The 19,107-nt window shown below is 36.7% G+C and carries 14 protein-coding genes and 1 CRISPR repeat array; all 14 genes read left to right on the forward strand.

The features are described from left to right. The first annotated feature begins 80 nt into the window (after positions 1-80). The 14 genes from ligA (at position 81) to cas2 (ending at position 18,400) form a co-directional block, all read left to right on the forward strand. Complete coding sequence (gene ligA / locus BAZO_RS10975; protein WP_003331579.1) at positions 81-2,087, forward strand: NAD-dependent DNA ligase LigA; 2,007 nt, start codon at positions 81-83, stop codon at positions 2,085-2,087. 15 nt (positions 2,088-2,102) lie between these two features. Continuing rightward, on the forward strand, positions 2,103-3,239 hold the full coding sequence (locus BAZO_RS10980; RefSeq protein ID WP_003331580.1) for a CamS family sex pheromone protein: 1,137 nt from the start codon (positions 2,103-2,105) through the stop codon (positions 3,237-3,239). 382 nt (positions 3,240-3,621) lie between these two features. Beyond that, on the forward strand, positions 3,622-3,912 hold the full coding sequence (gatC, locus tag BAZO_RS10985; RefSeq protein ID WP_003331581.1) for an Asp-tRNA(Asn)/Glu-tRNA(Gln) amidotransferase subunit GatC: 291 nt from the start codon (positions 3,622-3,624) through the stop codon (positions 3,910-3,912). 17 nt (positions 3,913-3,929) lie between these two features. Further along, a complete protein-coding gene (gatA, locus tag BAZO_RS10990; RefSeq protein WP_003331582.1) occupies positions 3,930-5,390 on the forward strand; it encodes an Asp-tRNA(Asn)/Glu-tRNA(Gln) amidotransferase subunit GatA in 1,461 nt (486 codons plus the stop codon). Between the two features lie 15 nt (positions 5,391-5,405). Continuing rightward, a complete protein-coding gene (gene gatB / locus BAZO_RS10995) occupies positions 5,406-6,836 on the forward strand; it encodes an Asp-tRNA(Asn)/Glu-tRNA(Gln) amidotransferase subunit GatB (protein WP_003331583.1) in 1,431 nt (476 codons plus the stop codon). Between the two features lie 258 nt (positions 6,837-7,094). Then, positions 7,095-8,777, forward strand: a complete 1,683-nt coding sequence (locus BAZO_RS11000; RefSeq protein ID WP_003331585.1) for a methyl-accepting chemotaxis protein — start codon at positions 7,095-7,097, stop codon at positions 8,775-8,777. Positions 8,778-9,022: 245 nt separating this feature from the next. Then, positions 9,023-9,928, forward strand: coding sequence for a formyltetrahydrofolate deformylase (gene purU, locus BAZO_RS11005; protein WP_003331586.1), 906 nt, complete (start codon positions 9,023-9,025; stop codon positions 9,926-9,928). A gap of 376 nt (positions 9,929-10,304) precedes the next feature. Then, positions 10,305-12,737, forward strand: a complete 2,433-nt coding sequence (locus tag BAZO_RS11010) for a CRISPR-associated helicase/endonuclease Cas3 (protein WP_003331587.1) — start codon at positions 10,305-10,307, stop codon at positions 12,735-12,737. Positions 12,738-12,937: 200 nt separating this feature from the next. After that, positions 12,938-13,660 (forward strand): type I-C CRISPR-associated protein Cas5c, encoded by a 723-nt coding sequence (cas5c, locus tag BAZO_RS11015; RefSeq protein WP_003331588.1) that lies wholly within the window; start codon positions 12,938-12,940, stop codon positions 13,658-13,660. Next, the gene (cas8c, locus tag BAZO_RS11020) at positions 13,657-15,546 is read left to right on the forward strand and encodes a type I-C CRISPR-associated protein Cas8c/Csd1 (protein ID WP_003331589.1); all 1,890 of its coding nucleotides are present in this window, start codon (positions 13,657-13,659) and stop codon (positions 15,544-15,546) included. Before cas5c ends, cas8c begins: the two co-directional genes overlap by 4 nt. Positions 15,547-15,562: 16 nt before the next feature. Then, positions 15,563-16,426 carry a type I-C CRISPR-associated protein Cas7/Csd2 gene (cas7c, locus tag BAZO_RS11025; RefSeq protein ID WP_003331590.1) on the forward strand — a complete coding sequence of 288 codons (864 nt, stop codon included), beginning with the start codon at positions 15,563-15,565 and terminating at the stop codon, positions 16,424-16,426. Then, on the forward strand, positions 16,416-17,072 hold the full coding sequence (gene cas4 / locus BAZO_RS11030) for a CRISPR-associated protein Cas4 (RefSeq protein WP_003331591.1): 657 nt from the start codon (positions 16,416-16,418) through the stop codon (positions 17,070-17,072). Before cas7c ends, cas4 begins: the two co-directional genes overlap by 11 nt. Then, positions 17,069-18,100, forward strand: a complete 1,032-nt coding sequence (gene cas1c / locus BAZO_RS11035) for a type I-C CRISPR-associated endonuclease Cas1c (RefSeq protein WP_003331592.1) — start codon at positions 17,069-17,071, stop codon at positions 18,098-18,100. The genes cas4 and cas1c overlap by 4 nt, the downstream gene beginning before the upstream one ends. A gap of 9 nt (positions 18,101-18,109) precedes the next feature. Beyond that, complete coding sequence (gene cas2, locus BAZO_RS11040) at positions 18,110-18,400, forward strand: CRISPR-associated endonuclease Cas2 (RefSeq protein ID WP_003331593.1); 291 nt, start codon at positions 18,110-18,112, stop codon at positions 18,398-18,400. Positions 18,401-18,568: 168 nt separating this feature from the next. Next, positions 18,569-19,057: direct repeats of the CRISPR family, unit length 32 nt; unit sequence GTCGCATCCCACGCGGATGCGTGGATTGAAAT. Positions 19,058-19,107: the final 50 nt, after the last annotated feature.

Below are 19,107 nucleotides of genomic sequence, written 5' to 3' on the forward strand. Positions count from 1 at the left end.
TTTAAAGGTAGTTTTTCGAGCAAGATCGAAAAAAATCTGGGCGCAAATACGCCAAGGCGTATTTGATAGAGAGGTACTATATGACTTTACAAGAAGATAAAAAACGAATCGGTGAATTAAAGGATTTGTTAAATCAATACAGCTACGAGTATTACACGCTCGATAAACCGACAGTCCCTGATGCTGAATATGACAAGCTGATGCAGGAATTATTAGGATTAGAGGAAAAGTATCCTGAACTTGTAACAGCAGATTCCCCAACCCAGCGTGTTGGCGGTGAGCCACTTTCGTCATTTGAAAAAGTGGAACATCGTGTGCCGATGCTCAGTCTTGGGAATGCCTTTAATGAGGGAGATTTGCGTGATTTTGACCGCCGTGTTCGTCAGGATATCGGCGAGCAAGTTTCCTATGTGTGTGAGTTGAAAATAGATGGGCTGGCGATTTCACTTCGCTACGAGGACGGTTTGTTTGTGCAAGGGGCTACCCGTGGCGATGGTTACATTGGTGAGGATATTACAATGAACCTTAGGACGATTAAATCGATTCCGTTAAGGTTAAAAGAAAATATTGATATCGAGGTTCGCGGCGAGGCTTTTATGCCGAAGCGCTCTTTTGAAGCATTAAATCAAGAGCGGGAAGAAAACGGGGAAGAGTTATTCGCAAATCCGCGTAATGCGGCAGCAGGCTCTTTAAGGCAGCTTGATCCGAAAATTGCAGCGAAACGAAATTTAGATATTTTCCTTTATGGCATCGGCTCGACTGAAGAACTTCCCATCGATTCACATAGTGATGGACTTGACTTTTTAGAACGTCTTGGGTTTAAAACAAACCCTGAACGAAGAAGATGCGCTAATATGGATGAAGTTATTCAATTTATAGAGGGGTGGATGGAGAAGCGTCCAAACCTTCCTTATGAAATTGATGGTATTGTTGTAAAAGTAGATTCTTTCGAACAACAAGAGCAGCTAGGAACAACAGCAAAGAGCCCGCGCTGGGCGGTCGCTTATAAATTCCCGGCTGAAGAAGTAATGACAAAACTAATTGATATTGAGCTAAGTGTCGGTCGTACTGGCGTAGTAACGCCTACTGCGATTTTAGAACCAGTTCGTGTGGCAGGTACGACAGTGAAAAGAGCTTCTCTGCATAATGAGGACTTAATTCGTGAAAAAGATATTAAAATCGGTGACTATGTCATTATTAAAAAAGCAGGCGATATTATCCCCGAAGTTGTTAGTGTTGTTGAAGAAAAACGTACAGGCGATGAGCTGGACTTTATGATGCCAACAGGCTGTCCGGAATGTGGCAGCGAGCTAGTCCGTTTAGAGGATGAAGTGGCTCTTCGTTGTATTAATCCAAAGTGCCATGCCCAAATTCGTGAAGGCCTCATTCATTTTGTAAGCCGAAATGCCATGAATATTGAGGGCTTAGGGGAAAAGGTCATCACTCAATTATTTGCTGCCAATTTAATTGAAGATGTTGCCGATATTTATAGGCTCGATCGCGATGAGCTTTTAAAGTTGGAAAGAATGGGCGAGAAGTCGGTTGATAATTTATTAAATGCGATCGAAGCTTCGAAGTCCAATTCGTTGGAAAAATTGTTGTTTGGCTTAGGTATCCGCCATGTTGGGGCAAAAGCAGCCAAAACGTTAGCTCAAGCATTTGAAACGATCGATGCTTTGCAAAAAGCAACAATGGAAGATTTAATCAATATTAATGAAATTGGTGAAAAAATGGCTGATTCCGTTGTCACTTATTTTGAAAAAAATGAAGTTAGTCAATTGATTGATGAGCTGAAATCCTATGATGTCAATATGGTCTATAAAGGACCAAAAATCGTAAATGTTGAAGAAATCAATTCGATTTTTGCAGGGAAAACGATTGTTTTGACCGGAAAGCTTGAGCAGATGGGTAGAAACGATGCTAAAAAAGAATTAGAAGCACTCGGAGCAAAGGTAACAGGCAGTGTAAGTAAAAAAACGGATATTGTCATTGCTGGGGAAGATGCCGGTTCAAAGCTTGATAAAGCATTAGAGCTAGGATTAGAAGTTTGGGATGAGGCAAGAATGCTTCAAGAATTAAAGAGATAAAAGGGGGCTAAAAAAATGAAAAAAAGTTTTCAAGTGCTACTAGTCCTCTTACTAGTATTAACTGCATGTACCCCTAATTTTGGAAAAGATGAAGAAATTGTTCAAAAAACAGAAGAAACTACGGAACAAGCGATCATTCCAAAATATAAAATCTCAGATGAATATTATCGAACAATTTTACCATTCAAAACTGGAAAGGCTAGAGGCTTGGTAAATTACACGGTTTATAACCGTTTGGATATCGATGAGATCGAAATGGGTTTAATGCGAGTGGCACAGGAACATTTTGATCCAAATAATTATTATTTTCAAGAAGGACAATATGTGACCTCTGATATGGTAGAGGAATGGGTTGGAAGACAGAGTGAAAAAAATACGGAGGGTTTGAATCCGCCATTAAATGAAAAAACAGCAACTACTGAGCAGTTTCGGCAAAATCCGAAATACCTTTCCCATGTCATGGAGCATAATTATTTAAAAAAGGACAATGAAAATAAGGTAGAACTCGGTGGGGTCGTTATTGGGTTAGCATTAAAATCTGTTTATAATTTTAATGAGCCAACAATGGGGTATCCAAGAGAGGAACCAATACCACTAGAGGAAATTGAAAAGCAAGGAAAAGCAATTGCTACACAAGTTTTGCAAAGACTGCATGGAATCAAGGCGTTAGATGGTGTCCCAATCGTTATCGCACTATTTCAGGAAAAACCAAGGGAATCTGTTGTACCAGGAAATTTCTTTGCAAAGACTTATATTAGTGGAAACAGCAATTCAATTTCTAAATGGGAAAAAATTAATGAGCGGTACGTTCTGTTCCCATCTCAAGAAGGGAAAGACTCCTATTACGATGACTATCAACGAATGATTAACTTTAAAAGCGATATTGAACAGTATTTTCCGAACTTTGTTGGTGTAGTCGGCCGCGGCTACTATGTGGATGATCAATTGCAGGAAATGACAATTGATATTCCAATCCAGTTTTATGGGAAAGCGGAAATCATCGGCTTCACAGAATATATTACAGGGCTTATGCTAGATCATTTTCCTCCATACATATCTGTTCAGGTTTATATAACCTCCATTGATGGGCAGGAAGCGCTGATAAGGTGGAATGGCGGCGAGGAAAAACCATTTGTTCATATTTATAGGTAATGGAACATGGGGACGGTTCTAGTGTTCCATCCACTAATCCAATTATTGCTCCCAAGCTATTGATCGGACTTACTAATTTTCAGTAAGCAATAAGTCTCTAAGCTAACACGAATGAACATCTGGGTAGTTCAGGAAGTGAGACAACATTCGTGTCTTAACGCTTGGAGACTTAGTATGTGAAATATCAAGATTCCTATATAGTCCGATCAAAGGCTGGTCGCAATAATTGGTTCGTTTTCATCATCAATCCTAAGCAAATCTCGACATATCTTGAACAATTGCACAAATCTTTGGTATTATCATTGTATTGTGCTAATGAATTATGTCTAATTTAGTAGACTAATCTATAATTACATTTTTACATAAGATTGGGGGGAACGGTATGTCACGAATTTCAATAGAACAAGTAAAGCACGTTGCGCATTTAGCCCGTTTAGCGGTTACAGAGGAAGAAGCAGAAAAATTCACTCAGCATTTAGATGCGATTATTGAATATGCAGAACTTTTAAATGAGCTTGATACAGAAAATGTAGAACCAACAACACATGTTTTAGACATTAAAAATGTGTTAAGAGAAGATACTGCACGTCACTGGCTAACACAAGAGGAAGCATTGAAAAATGCGCCACAACAAAGAGACGGTCAATTTAGAGTGCCATCAATTATTGAATAAGGAGAGGAGGGCAAAGCATGTCTTTATTTGAAAACAAAATTTCAGAATTACATGGAATGTTACATAAAAAGGAAATTACTGTTACCGACCTTGTTGACGAGTCTTACAAGCGAATTGGTGAAGTAGAAGATAAAGTAAAAGCATTTATTACATTAAATGAAGAAGCAGCAAGAGAGCAGGCAGCAAAGCTTGATAGCGAAATTGGTGCAAAGGATCAGTTCGGTCTATTGTTTGGAATGCCAATCGGTGTGAAGGACAACATCGTAACGAAAGGGCTTCGCACAACATGTGCCAGCAAAATTCTAGCAAACTTTGACCCTGTATACGATGCAACTGTTACAGAAAAATTACATAATGCTGAAGCTATTATTATTGGTAAATGTAATATGGATGAATTCGCGATGGGTTCATCAAATGAAAACTCTGGTTTTTATCCAACAAAAAATCCTTGGAATGTAGACTATGTACCAGGTGGATCAAGTGGTGGTTCTGCTGCGGCAGTTGCAGCAGGTGAAGTACCATTTGCATTAGGATCTGATACAGGTGGCTCTATTCGACAGCCAGCTGCTTTTTGTGGTGTCGTTGGCTTGAAGCCTACATATGGATTAGTATCACGTTTTGGATTAGTGGCTTATGCCTCCTCATTAGACCAAATTGGTCCAATTACAAGAAGCGTTGAAGATAATGCCTACATATTACAAACAATCGCTGGACATGACAGAATGGACTCAACATCAGCTAATGTTGAAATACCTGATTATTTATCAGCCTTAACAGGAGATGTAAAAGGCTTGAAAATCGCTGTTCCAACGGAATATATTGGCGAAGGCGTTCGTGCAGATGTTAAAGAAGCAGTTATGAATGTATTGAAGGTACTTGAAGCACAAGGTGCTGTATGGGAAGAGGTTTCACTGCCACATTCTAAATATGCTGTTGCAACTTATTACTTATTAGCTTCTTCAGAAGCATCTGCAAACCTATCACGCTTTGACGGTGTCCGCTACGGTGTCCGTTCTGATAATGCGAAAAATATTATCGAGTTATATAAAAATTCACGCAGCGAAGGCTTCGGTGAGGAAGTAAAACGCCGCATCATGCTTGGAACTTTTGCATTAAGTGCCGGTTATTATGATGCTTACTATAAAAAAGCACAAAGGGTACGTACATTAATTAAAAATGATTTTGACAAAGTGTTTGAAAAATATGATGTCATCCTTGGACCAACAAACCCAACACCAGCCTTCAAAATTGGTGAAAAAACAAATGATCCGTTAACAATGTACGTTGAAGATCTCTTAACGATTCCTATGAACCTTGCAGGTGTGCCAGGAATTTCAGTTCCATGCGGATTTTCAAGTGAAGGTCTGCCAATCGGCTTACAAATCATTGGAAAGCACTTTGATGAAAGTACGGTCTACCGTGTAGCACATGCTTATGAACAAGCAACTGATTTTACACGTCAAAGACCGAATCTGTAAGGGGGGGAACGAGAAATGGCTTTTGAAACAGTCATTGGACTTGAAGTCCATGTTGAGCTAAAAACAAATACAAAAATCTTTTGTGATTGTCCAAATGAATTTGGTGCAGCCCCTAACAGCAATACTTGTCCGATATGCCAAGGGCATCCGGGTGTACTTCCAGTAGTCAACAGTCAAGCAGTTGAGTTTGCATTGAAGGCTTGCATGGCATTAAATTGTGAAATTACGCAGAATACAACATTTGACCGCAAAAACTACTTTTATCCAGACAATCCGAAAGCATATCAAATTTCTCAATTTGAAAATGCAATTGGGAAAAATGGCTGGATCGATATTGAAGTGAACGGGGAAAAGAAACGAATCGGAATTACGCAAATTCATATGGAAGAGGATGCTGGTAAGCTAACACACACAGGTGATGGCCATTCATTAGTGGATTTAAACCGTCAAGGTACACCGCTGATTGAAATCGTATCTGAGCCTGATATGCGTTCACCCGAAGAAGCTTATGCTTATTTAGAAAAATTAAAGTCTATCATTCAATATACAGGTGTGTCTGATTGTAAAATGGAAGAGGGTTCTTTACGCTGTGACGCGAACATTTCTCTTCGTCCTGTTGGCCAAGAGAAATTTGGTACTAAAACGGAATTAAAGAACTTGAACTCCTTTGCATTCGTGCGCGATGGCTTGGAATATGAAGAAAGACGTCAAGAACAAGTGCTTATCGCAGGTGGTGTCATTCAGCAGGAAACACGCCGTTATGATGATGCGAAGAAGAAAACAATCTTAATGCGTGTCAAGGAAGGTTCCGATGATTATCGCTACTTCCCTGAGCCTGACCTAGTTGATATTCGAATTGATGACGAATGGATGAATCGTGTTCGTGCTGAAATTCCTGAGCTTCCAGATGCACGTCGTGAGCGTTATGTTGGCGAGCTTGGCTTACCAGCCTATGATGCTGCTGTTTTAACTGTTTCAAAGGAAACTTCTGATTTCTTCGAAGCAGCGGTTGCAGCAGGTGCAGAGCCGAAGCAAGCATCCAACTGGATTATGGGTGAGCTTTCAGCTTATTTGAATGCTAACAACGTTGAGTTGCATAATGTGAAGCTAACAGCTGAGGGATTAGCAAAATTAATTGGTCTAATTCAAAAAGGAACGATTTCTTCAAAAATTGCCAAAGATATTTTCAAAGAGTTAGTTGAAAACGGCGGCGATCCTGAAAGAGTTGTTGAAGAAAAAGGTCTAGTGCAAATTTCGGACGAAGGTAAGCTACGTGGCATCGTTGCCGAAGTAGTTGCCAGCAATCCAAAAGTAATTGAAGACTATAAGAGCGGCAACAAAAAAGCCGCAGGCTTCTTTGTAGGTCAAATCATGAAAGCAACAAAAGGAAAAGCCAACCCGCAAATGGTTAACCAACTGATTGCGGAAGAGTTGGAGAAATTGTAATCGAGTAGCGAGCCCTAGGGGATGGGTCCCTTGGCCTGCAACCTTGTAAAGTGAGCACCCTTACTGATGCAGCAAAATGTATTGGTAAGGGTGCTCTTCGTGTTTTATAAAAATTCACTATTTGTTATGATTAGTCATTGTTTGTGATATATTATATAATTCAAATAAAGGTTGATATAAAATTATATTAATAAAACTATACTGCTATATTTGGCTATATTTTTACCTCGAGATTTGGAATGTAAGAGGAGGATTTTTGTGAAAATTAAAGTTAAATTAATTTTGTTAGTATCATTATTAATTACGGGACTAATCATTACAGGTTTACTTTCGGCCCGCCAGCTGAAAAGTGCGGGGGAAGCATATCTTGAAATGCAAGAGGATGAAGAAATACAACTAATGCTAAAATCACTGCAGTATAGAATCACTGGTTTATCCAATGATGAAAGATCCCTTCTTCTTACTGGAGATGAAGAATTAATTTCTGGAATAGTTGATAAAGTTGAAGAAATAAATGGATATTTTGAAAACCTTTTAAAAATGCGACATTTAGATAAAGAGCCTATTAATAAAATTAAAGAAAACTTCTTAGTCTATAAAGAAGAAAATAATAAAATGGTAGAAGCATTTTTAGGTGGGGAAAGGGAAAAGGCCTATAAAATCCATTTTGAAGACGAGAGAAGCATCCGTAAAAAATTATTGGATCCAAGTATTGAAGCGACTATAAGTGAAATTACTAGTGAAATAAATAATGATAAAATTTTATTAGCTAAAAAGCAAAAAACGGAGGCGTATATACTAATTTCAACCATTCTATTATCTACTATTGCTGGAATTATTATAGCGTTTTTCATCATTAGATCCATTAGTAAACCGATTACTATAATGAATGCACGCTTGAAAGAAATTGCTGAAGGAGAAGGAGATCTTACTCAGACCATTGATTTAGATTCAAGGGATGAACTCGGTGAAATGGCATATTCATTCAATAACATGATTGGAAAGTTACGCGAATTAATAATACAGGTAGGTTATAGTGCCGAACAAGTGGCAGCGGCATCTGAACAGTTAACCGCAAGCTCTGAGGAAACCACAAGGGCGACAGAGCAAATAGCTTTAACAGTACAGGAGGTTGCTATTGGAACAGCTAAACAAGCTGAAAGTGTGAAGGGAACCTCAATAACTGTTCATGAAATGTCAACTTCATTAAGCCAATTTGGCACTAGTTCGGAAGTTGTAAAATCTACAGCCCTTCATACTTCAGAGAAGGCAGTAGAAGGAAACAAAGCGGTGGCCACTATTGTTGCCCAAATGAATGAAATTAATGAAACAGTTCAAGAACTTTCGGTGATGGTTAAAACATTAGGCGCACGTTCAAATCAAATAGGCAAAATAGTTGCAGCTATTACAGGGATTGCCGAACAAACAAATCTACTAGCACTGAATGCGGCCATTGAAGCTGCGAGGGCAGGGGAACATGGGCGTGGATTTGCTGTTGTTGCTGATGAAGTTCGTAAATTAGCCGAACAGTCAGCAGGTTCAGCTCAAGAAATCTCTCAGCTCATTTCAACTATCCAATCGGATACGAACGAGACAGTAAAAGCAATGGAGGATACAACGAATAAAGTAACGGAAGGAATAAATTTTGTTCACGATGCTGGTAAATTATTCGAACAAATAAAACAGGCAGTTCTTGAAGTTACTTCTCAGATACAAGAAGCTGTCTCAGACGTTCAAAAAATGGCAGTAGGTGCGGAGCAAATGGCTCAATCAGTTGAATTAATTGCTGAAACCGCTGATTTGGCTGCAATTGGAACCCAAAACATGTCAGCAGCAACGGAAGAACAACTTGCATCAATGGAAGAAATCACAGCCTCATCTTCTTCATTGTCTAAAATGGCTGAGGAGCTAAATGAGATAGTTAGAAAATTCAAGGTGTAAATGATGGATAAATATTGGCAACATCCGATTATAAAGATAGTTGTTAAATAAACGTTTAATTAGCCATTTCAGTTTAAACACTATAAAAAATCTTTTTTTAGATATCTTAATTCTATGCTGACTTTACTTGCAAAGTTATAGGAAATGGCTACCTTATTATAGTATAATCTGATTTATCCATTACTAATTCAAAATGAATAGTTTTTTATATTGGAAGATTTTGAAACTTTACATCGGAGGTAGAAATGACAAGCTTAAGACAACGCAAGATACAACTTTTTCAAGAAAATAATAAGGATAAGGCACGGCTTTTAATATCATGTCCCGACCAACCAGGGATAGTAGCAGCCGTATCAAAGTTTTTATTTGATCATGGGGCTAATATTCTGCAATCGGATCAGTATTCGATAGATCCAGAAGGCGGCGGACGCTTCTTTATGAGAGTAGAATTTATATTGCCAAATCTATCTGAACGAGAAAAACATTTAGAAGAGGAATTTTCAATTATCGGAGAAAACTTCAAAATGGATTGGCATTTTGCCTACGCCTATCACATCAAAAGGATGGCGATATTTGTTTCCAAACAGGATCACTGCTTAATGGAGCTACTATGGCAGTGGCAAGCAGGGGATTTAGTCGCAGATATTCCTGTTGTCATTAGCAACCATCCTGATCTTGGACCAACAGTGGAGCAATTAGGCATTCCTTTTTATCATATCCCGGTGACAAAGGAAACTAAGCAAGAGGCTGAACAAAAACAATTAAAACTACTAGAGGAATATAAAATAGATGTATCTGTGTTGGCACGGTATATGCAAATTCTTTCACCAGAGTTCATCGCTGCTCAACCGTTAAAAATAATCAATATCCATCATTCATTCCTGCCAGCATTCATTGGTGCAAGACCTTATGAACGCGCGTATGAACGGGGAGTAAAAATCATTGGTGCAACCTCCCATTACGTGACAGATGATTTGGACGAAGGACCAATCATCGAACAAGGGGTGCAGCGTGTCAATCATAGTAATAATGCCGAGGATTTAAAACGAATCGGTCGTTCTGTTGAACGCAGTGTGTTAGCAAGAGCAGTAACATGGCATTTGGAAGATCGAGTTATTGCATTTAAGAATAAAACGGTTGTGTTTGGGTAAATATTTTTTGCAAATGTAATAGCAAGTACCACTAATTAAGAGTAGCAAAACTCTATTGGTGGTGCTTGTTTTTTAGGGCAAGGATCATTTGGTTATGTTTTTATTTCTTTAAATATCAAATTACTTTTTTGCTTTCCATAAGTTCTCCAAAATAAACTTTATAAATTCACCTTTGTTATTAGTGTTTTCTCTTTCAAGACCTATAGAAAAATGTCTCTCTGAATTATGACAATTTTTCGAAATGTAATATAAAAGTAAAGGGATTTGGAAAAGTGTACCGAAAATTGTATTAATATTACAGTAGTAAAATTATTTATGCAAAAATGCTTCAGTATGGAATTTTACTAAAAAATTTTTCTTAATGTGGAGGGAAAAGATGACTTTTATTGCTCATATTCGTGAAAGTGATAACCAAATACAAACTGTTGAACAACATTTATTAGAAGTAAAAAACTTGGCAGAATCTTTTGGGGAAAAGCTTGGTGTAAAACATCTTACTGGTCTTGCTGGTGTACTTCATGACTTGGGGAAATGCTCAAATGAATTTACAGATTACATATTGGAAGCGGTAAAGAATCCTGATGCTCCACCTAAAAGAGGTAGTGTTGATCATTCAACTGCAGGTGGTAAACTTTTATATGACTTTTTCCATACAGACAATATTTCTCGGTATAAAGGGATAGTCGCTGAAATTGTTGGAAATGCAATTATTTCACACCATTCATATCTTCAAGATTTTTTAAATCCCAATTTAGAATCAAATTATTTAAGTAGAGTACGTGATAAGGAAATAACGAATTTTGAAATGACTAAGCAATACTTTTTTAACAATGTTATGAATAAATCTGAATTTGATAGTTATGTTGAAGATGCTGCTACTGAAGTTGAAAAATTTCTCGCAAAAGAGTCATCAGAACATAATGAAAAGCAATTGATGTTTTTAACCAAATTTATCTTCAGTGCGTTAATTGATGCTGACCGAACTAATACAAGATTATTTGAAGAAAATAAGACAACTGAAACCGAAACTAATGTTGATTACCAGGAATTATTTGATACGTACTATCAAAGATTAATGAAAAAAATGAATTCGTATAAATCGCATCCGAAAGCTAATACACCTATAAATCTCTTAAGAACAGAGATGTCTAATCAATGTGAGAAATTTGCAGAGAACCCATCTGGAATTTATACACTTTCTATTCCTACTGGTGGTGGAAAAACATTGGCTAGCTTAAGGTATGCATTAAAGCATGCTATAAAGTATAACAAAAAGCGGATTATTTATGTTGTTCCGTTTACAACAATCATTGAACAAAATGCTGAAGAGGTTCGAAAAATATTATTGGATGACGGAAATATACTAGAACATCATTCTAATGTGATTGATGATATTAATATTGATGACGAAAGCCAATCAGGTAGGATGAGTGTGCAACAGAAACTAAAACTAGCCAAAGATAATTGGGATTCTCCGATCATATTTACAACAATGGTCCAGTTTTTAAATGTCTTTTATGCTAAAGGAAGTAGAAATATTAGAAGACTGCATAATTTAAGCGAGTCCATCATCATCTTTGATGAAGTACAAAAAGTGCCAATTTCATGTGTATCTTTATTTAACCAAGCATTAAATTTCCTTAAAATATATGCTCGTACTAGTATCATTCTTTGTACTGCAACCCAGCCAGCTTTGGATTTCGTTGAACACAAACTTGAGATAAATACTGATAATGAAATTGTTAACAATCTGGACAATGTTATTGATGCGTTTAAGCGGGTTGAAATTATAGATAAAGCAACATCTGAAACATTTAATAACGAAAAACTTAATGATTTTATTGAAACCATAATGGAAGAAGTTCAAAATGTTTTAGTCATTTTAAATACAAAAACAGTTGTTAAAAATTTGTATAATCTCTTAAAAGAAAAGGAAAATGGCATTCCTCTTTATCATTTAAGCACATCAATGTGTGCTACACATAGAAATAATATATTAAAAGAAATAAGAGAACACCTTAGGGAAGGAAATAAATTAATTGTTATTAGCACACAGCTGATTGAGGCTGGTGTAGATGTTAGTTTTGATTGTGTCATTCGTTCCTTAGCCGGATTAGACTCAATTGCACAAGCAGCGGGTAGATGCAATAGGCATGGTGAAAACGAAATACGAAATGTATATGTTATTGATCATGAAGAGGAGAATTTAAAGCACTTAAAAGAGATAAAAGTAGGAAAGCAAGTGGCAAGAAAAATTTTAATTGATATGAAACGAGATAATACATGCCATGGTGGAGATGTTTTATCTACGCAAGCTATGGAGCGGTATTTTCAAGAGTATTACACTGATTTTAAAGGCAATTTGAATTACTATATTCCAAAGCTAAAAAAGGAAATGATGGAGTTATTGACTGCAACAAAAGGAAAATATAGTTTTTATCAAGACTATCTTCATAATGAGCAGAAGCATATTCCTTTATTCATTGTAAATAGTTATAAAACAGCCGCAGAATACTTTCGCGTTATTGATGATAAAACGACTTCAGTTATTGTTCCTTATGGAGAAGGAAAAGATATTATTGCAGAATTAAACAGTAGTAGATCAATTGAGGACCTGACGCGATTATTGCGGAAGGCTCAGCAATATACGATTAGTGTATATGAGTATGAGAAAAAATTGTTAGATAAAAATAATGCGTTAGTCCCTTACCTCGAAGGGAAAGTTTTAGCTTTAAAAGAAGGGGCATATAATCAGGAATTTGGACTTGATCTTGAAAACGATAGCTGGTCTGGATTGAATATATTTTAAAAACCTATCTTTGCTTTAAGATAGGTTTTCAAATAATATATTATATTTTTCAATCCACGCTTTAAAAGCGACAATTCATTATAACAAATTTAGAAAGTATTATCTATAATTCATATAATATATGATTTAATTTGATTTTGTGGTTATAATAGGATAAGATATAGTTAAGTGAAAAATCAGAAAGTTAGAGAGGTGAGATTATGCGAAATGCAATAGAATTTGAAGTTTATGGTAAGTACGCCCTGTTCACTGATCCTCTTACAAAAATGGGTGGTGAAAAACTTTCGTATCAGGTACCTACGTATCAGGCATTAAAAGGGATTGTTGAGTCAATCTACTGGAAGCCAACACTGTTAATGGTTGTGGATGAAGTCAGAATCATGGAGGCCATACGAATGGAATCAAAAGGTATCCGACCAATTGAATATGGTGGTGGAAATACACTTGCAAATTACACGTATTTAAAGGATGTGCGCTATCAAGTTAGAGCTCATTTTATATTTAACCCCCATCGCCCGGATATGGCTTTTGACCGTAACGAGCATAAACACCATAACATACTAGTGCGTTCTCTTAACGCTGGAGGACGAAGGGATACTTTCCTAGGTACTAGAGAATGTCAAGCGTATGTAGAACCATGTGTATTTGGTGAAGATAAAGGCTTTTATGACAATTATGATGGTGAAATTCATTTCGGTACAATGGTTCATGGTATTAATTATCCCGACGAGACAGGGAGAAACGAAATGGAAGTACGGCTTTGGAATCCAGTGATGAAAAACGGGATTATCCAATTTATAAGACCTGATCAGTGCACACAAATCCGAAAAATTAACTATATGAATCCGAAGCATTTTGATGATTCAAATGTTGAAGCAGTTGAAAATCTATTAAATATGCTTGAAGAGGGGGGGAATCAATGAGTTGGCTATTAAATCTATATGAAACCTATGAATCTAATTTAGATCAGGTAGGGATAATTGAAAAAAAGTATAATGACCAGGAATTTACACTTTTGCCTATCTCTCATACAACTCAAAATGCCCATATTGAAGTGGAAATAACAGAAGATGGGGAATTTCATTCTGCTAGGGTTATTGATAAGAATGATGCTGGTACATTAATTCCATGTACTGAAGATTCAGCAAGCCGTGCTGGCTCAAAAATTGCACCTTATCCATTGCATGATAAATTAAGCTATGTAGCGGGCGATTTTGTTGCATATGGTGGCAAAATTAAAAGAGAAGAGCCGTTTACATATTATATTAAGCAATTAGAAGAATGGGCTAAATCTCCATATGCCACGGCAAAAGTTAAAAGTATTTATACCTATTTGTCTAAAAAACAATTGATTAAAGATTTAGTTGAAAATGGGATTTTATTTTTAGATGATAAAGGTAACTTGATAGAGAAATGGGATAAAAAATATGAATCTGTGCATAAAGAAAAACCTCTGATATTTTCAGTTATTAGCGGTGAACAGGAAAGTGCGTTTATTCGATTTAATGTTTATTCACCAAATAAGATCTTAACGAAGGTATGGAAGGATCAAGAGATGTATGATTCTTTTATTCGATATTATAAAGATTTATTAGGGGATGAGGATCTTTGCTATGTAACGGGAAAAAGATCGCCAAGTACGGACAAACATGCGAACAAAATAAGAAACCCGGCAGACAAGGCGAAATTAATTTCGTCAAATGACTCCAGCGGATTTACATTTAGGGGTCGCTTCAACAATAGCGATGAAGTAGCAAGCATCAGCTATGAAGTTTCCCAAAAAGCGCATAATGCATTGAAATGGCTAATTAACCGGCAAGGGAAAATAGTCGATAATCGCGTGTTTCTGGTTTGGGGTAATGACGGTTCTGAGATACCTGATCCTATGGAAGATACTTTCTCAATAGATCCAACAATAATTGAAAGAAAAGAACGAATATCTTTTACAAACCAAGGATTTGCAAATGAAGTTGCCAAAGCTTTAGACGGATTTAAAAGTAATTTGTCGACTAAAGCAAATGTAAATATATTAATACTGGATTCAGCTACAACAGGTCGAATGGCAGTTTTATACTATCGAAATATGGATAAAGAACTTTATTTAAATAGATTAATAAAGTGGCATTCAACTTGCAAATGGCTTCACCGATATCGGAAAGATGCTCATGGTGAATATGTTCAGTTTTATGGGGCTCCAGCTACTAAAGATATAGCCTTTGCTACATATGGGCCTAAAGCGAGTGATAAAGTAGTTAAAGGACTGATGGAGCGTATGCTTCCTTGTATTATTGATGACAAAATTATACCTTTGGATATTGTTAGAAGTGCATTATATCGGGCTTCAAATCCAGTAGCGATGGAAAAGTGGGAATGGGAAAAAACGCTTAGTATTACATGTGCATTAATTAATAAAAAGGAGGGATATAAAGTGGCATTAGATACTGAAAATAATAATCGTGACTATTTATTTGGCCGTTTATTAGCAATTGCTGATGTTTTGGAAAGACGTGCGTTAGGTTCCGAAGAAACAAGGTCAAGCAATGCAATTCGTTATATGAATTCCTTTTCTAAAAATCCTGCAAGAACTTGGAAAACAATTCAGGAAAGTTTGCAGCCATATCAAGCAAGACTTGGAACAAAGGGATTATATTTATCAAAAATGATAGATGAAGTGGCTTCAAGAATAAACTATGAAGACTTTAATAATAAACCACTATCAGGTAAATATTTATTAGGATTTTACAGCCAGCGCCATGAATTATATCAAAAAAAGGAAAAAAGTGATTCTATTGAAGAATCTATAAACTAGCAGGGGGAAAAAGAAGATGACTATTTTAGACCATAAAATTGATTTTGCAGTTGTGTTATCTGTAACAAAAGCCAATCCAAATGGAGATCCGTTAAATGGCAATCGCCCTAGACAAAATTATGATGGCCATGGTGAAATTTCTGATGTAGCAATTAAGAGGAAAATTAGAAATCGCTTGCAGGATATGGGTGCATCTATTTTTGTACAATCAAATGATAGGACTGTAGATAATTTCAAAAGTTTAAGAGAGCGTGCCGATTCTAAACCAGAACTGAATAAAATTTTTAAATCAAAAGACAGTTCAGTGGATGAATTTGCGACGATAGCATGCAGAGAATGGATGGATGTTCGTTGTTTTGGTCAAGTTTTTGCCTTTAAAGGTGCAGGTTCAGGATCTGGTGTCTCTGTAGGTGTAAGGGGCCCGGTTTCTATACAAACGGCAACGAGTATTGATCCAATTGATATTACAAGTATGCAAATTACGAAAAGTGTCAATTCGGAACCGGGAAAGGACAAAGGGTCTGACACAATGGGAATGAAGCACCGTGTTGATTTTGGAGTTTATGTTTTTTATGGCAGTATTAACACACAACTGGCAGAAAAAACTGGATTTACTAATGAGGACGCAGTAAAAATTAAACAAGCTCTTGTTACATTGTTTGAAAATGACGTTTCGTCAGCACGCCCAGATGGAAGTATGGAAGTACACAAGGTCTACTGGTGGGAGCATAATTCAAAACTTGGTCAATATTCTTCAGCTAAAGTACATCGATCATTAGACATTGAAAGCAATGTTGAAGAACCAAAAACAATTGCTGATTATACAATAACTTTAAAAGAACTAGAAGGATTAAAGGTTGAGGTTATTGATGGACTATGATGAAGATAATTATCTGATGTTATCTGGCATTCAGCATTTTCAGTTTTGTAAACGCCAATGGGCTTTAATCCATATTGAACAGCAGTGGGAAGAAAATGTTAGAACAATCGAAGGGCAGCACCTTCATGAAAAGGCTGATAATCCTTATATCAGAGAAAAACGAGGGGATCGACTTATTGTACGAGCGATGCCAGTTAAATCTAGTAAACTTAAAATATCAGGAATATGTGATGTAGTGGAGTTCATTAAAGATAATAGTGGCGTTGAAATTGATGGTGCAGAAGGAAAGTATGTCGCTTATCCAGTAGAATATAAACGTGGGAAGCCTAAAATGAATGATTCGGATGTTTTACAATTGGCAGCACAAGCGATGTGTTTAGAGGAAATGCTACTTTGTGAAATTAACAGAGGTTATTTGTTTTATAACGAAACAAAGCATAGAGTTGAAGTGCCATTAACAAATGAAATAAAAAATAAAGTAAGATCTATTTTTAAAGAAATGCATGAATATTATAAGCGCAACTATACACCGAAAGTAAAGACTGGATCTTTTTGCAATAATTGTTCCCTTCAAGATATTTGTTTACCAAAAATAATGAATAAACGCTCGGTAAAAAGTTATATTGAAGGGATGATCAATGAATGAAAAAGCTCCTTAATACATTATTTATAACTCAAACCGATGTTTATTTATCATTGGAGGGAGATAATGTCGTAGCATTAAAGGATCAGGAAAAGTTGGGGAGGGTACCTCTCCATAACTTAGAATCCATTGTTTCCTTTGGTTACACTGGTGCAAGTCCGGCACTAATGGGTTATTGTGCTGAAAGAAATATTTCATTAGTATTTCTAACAATGAATGGACGATTTTTAGCAAGAGTGATTGGAAAAAGTAAAGGCAATGTTGTTTTAAGAAAGAAACAATATTTAATGTCTGAAGATGAAGACGTGTCAGCTAAGATTGCTAGGAATTTTATTATTGGAAAAATATACAATAATAAATGGATAATTGAAAGAATGACTAGAGATTATCCATTGCGGATAGATGTCTCCCAATTTAAAGAAATCTCTCGACATTTATCATCTCTTATTCAGGAAGTAAGAGTTTGTGATGACTTAGAAAGATTAAGAGGTTTAGAAGGGCAAGCAGCTATTAGTTACAATAGAATATTTAATCAGATGATTTTACAACAAAAAGACGATTTTTATTTTCATTCTCGTTCACGAAGACCTCCGTTGGATAATGTAAATGCTATGCTATCATTTGCTTATACATTATTAGCAAATGATGTGGCATCGGCATTGGAAGGAGTAGGCCTTGATGCATATGTTGGTTTTCTGCACAGAGATCGGCCAGGAAGGGTATCATTGGCTTTAGATGTTATGGAAGAACTGCGAGGGGTTTATGCAGATCGTTTTGTACTATCATTAATTAATAAAAAAGTTGTAAATAAGGACGATTTTTATCGGAAAGAAAATGGTGCTGTTATTATGACGGAGGAGGCTAGGAAGAAATTTTTAGCCGCTTGGCAAAATAGAAAGCAAGAAAAGATAACACATCCATATCTAAGTGAAAAGATATCTTGGGGCTTAGTGCCACATGCTCAAGCCATATTGTTGGCTCGGTTTTTGCGTAATGATCTAGATGAATACCCACCATTTTTGTGGAAGTAGGTGTAATATTTGTTAGTGTTAATTACGTATGATGTCAGTACAGTTAGTGGTTCGGGGCAGAAAAGATTGCGGAAGGTTGCAAAAGTGTGTCAAAACTATGGTCAGCGGGTTCAAAACTCAGTGTTTGAATGTATTGTGGATGCTGCACAATTTACAGCATTAAAATATGAACTTGCCGATATCATTGACCACAATCAAGATAGTCTTAGATTCTATCAGTTAGGTAATAATTATAAAACAAAAGTAGAACATATTGGTGTAAAAGAATCAATAGATTTGGAAGGACCTTTGATTTTTTAGTGCGAATGTATAGTGAACATAGAATTCCATATACATTCGCACCGGTTTTTCACTGTTTTTTTTGTGGATTTTGTGTATTTTTGTTAAGTGTTCTTTATTTATTTAAAGAAAATAGCGAGTTTTAGAACAAAAAGTACAATATTATGCTATTTTTGTTCGGGATTCGCTGTCGCATCCCACGCGGATGCGTGGATTGAAATATGCCGAATGACGAGACATTACTGGAACCTAGAGTCGCATCCCACGCGGATGCGTGGATTGAAATGTCACTCATGACTGGGTAAGCCGCAATTTAGGCGTCGCATCCCACGCGGATGCGTGGATTGAAATGACATCAAGCCTGCAGCTAAACCGTTTAATATGGTCGCATCCCACGCGGATGCGTGGATTGAAATTGCCCAATCCTCGTACATATCATCTTGCTCTTGGTCGCATCCCACGCGGATGCGTGGATTGAAATCGAACAGGTGGCGACATGCACCGAAAGACTGCCGTCGCATCCCACGCGGATGCGTGGATTGAAATGCCATTGACTCTCATAAAGAAAATACTTTTACTTGTCGCATCCCACGCGGATGCGTGGATTGAAATTGACCAATTGTCAATATCAATTAAGCCCTGCAAAGTCGCATCCCACGCGGATGCGTGGATTGAAATTGTTCAGCGTAGATTGGATTGCCACAAGCGATAGGTCGCATCCCACGCGG

Source organism: Schinkia azotoformans LMG 9581 (assembly GCF_000307855.1).
In the GTDB taxonomy this organism is placed as follows: Bacteria; Bacillota; Bacilli; order Bacillales; family Bacillaceae_J; genus Schinkia; species Schinkia azotoformans.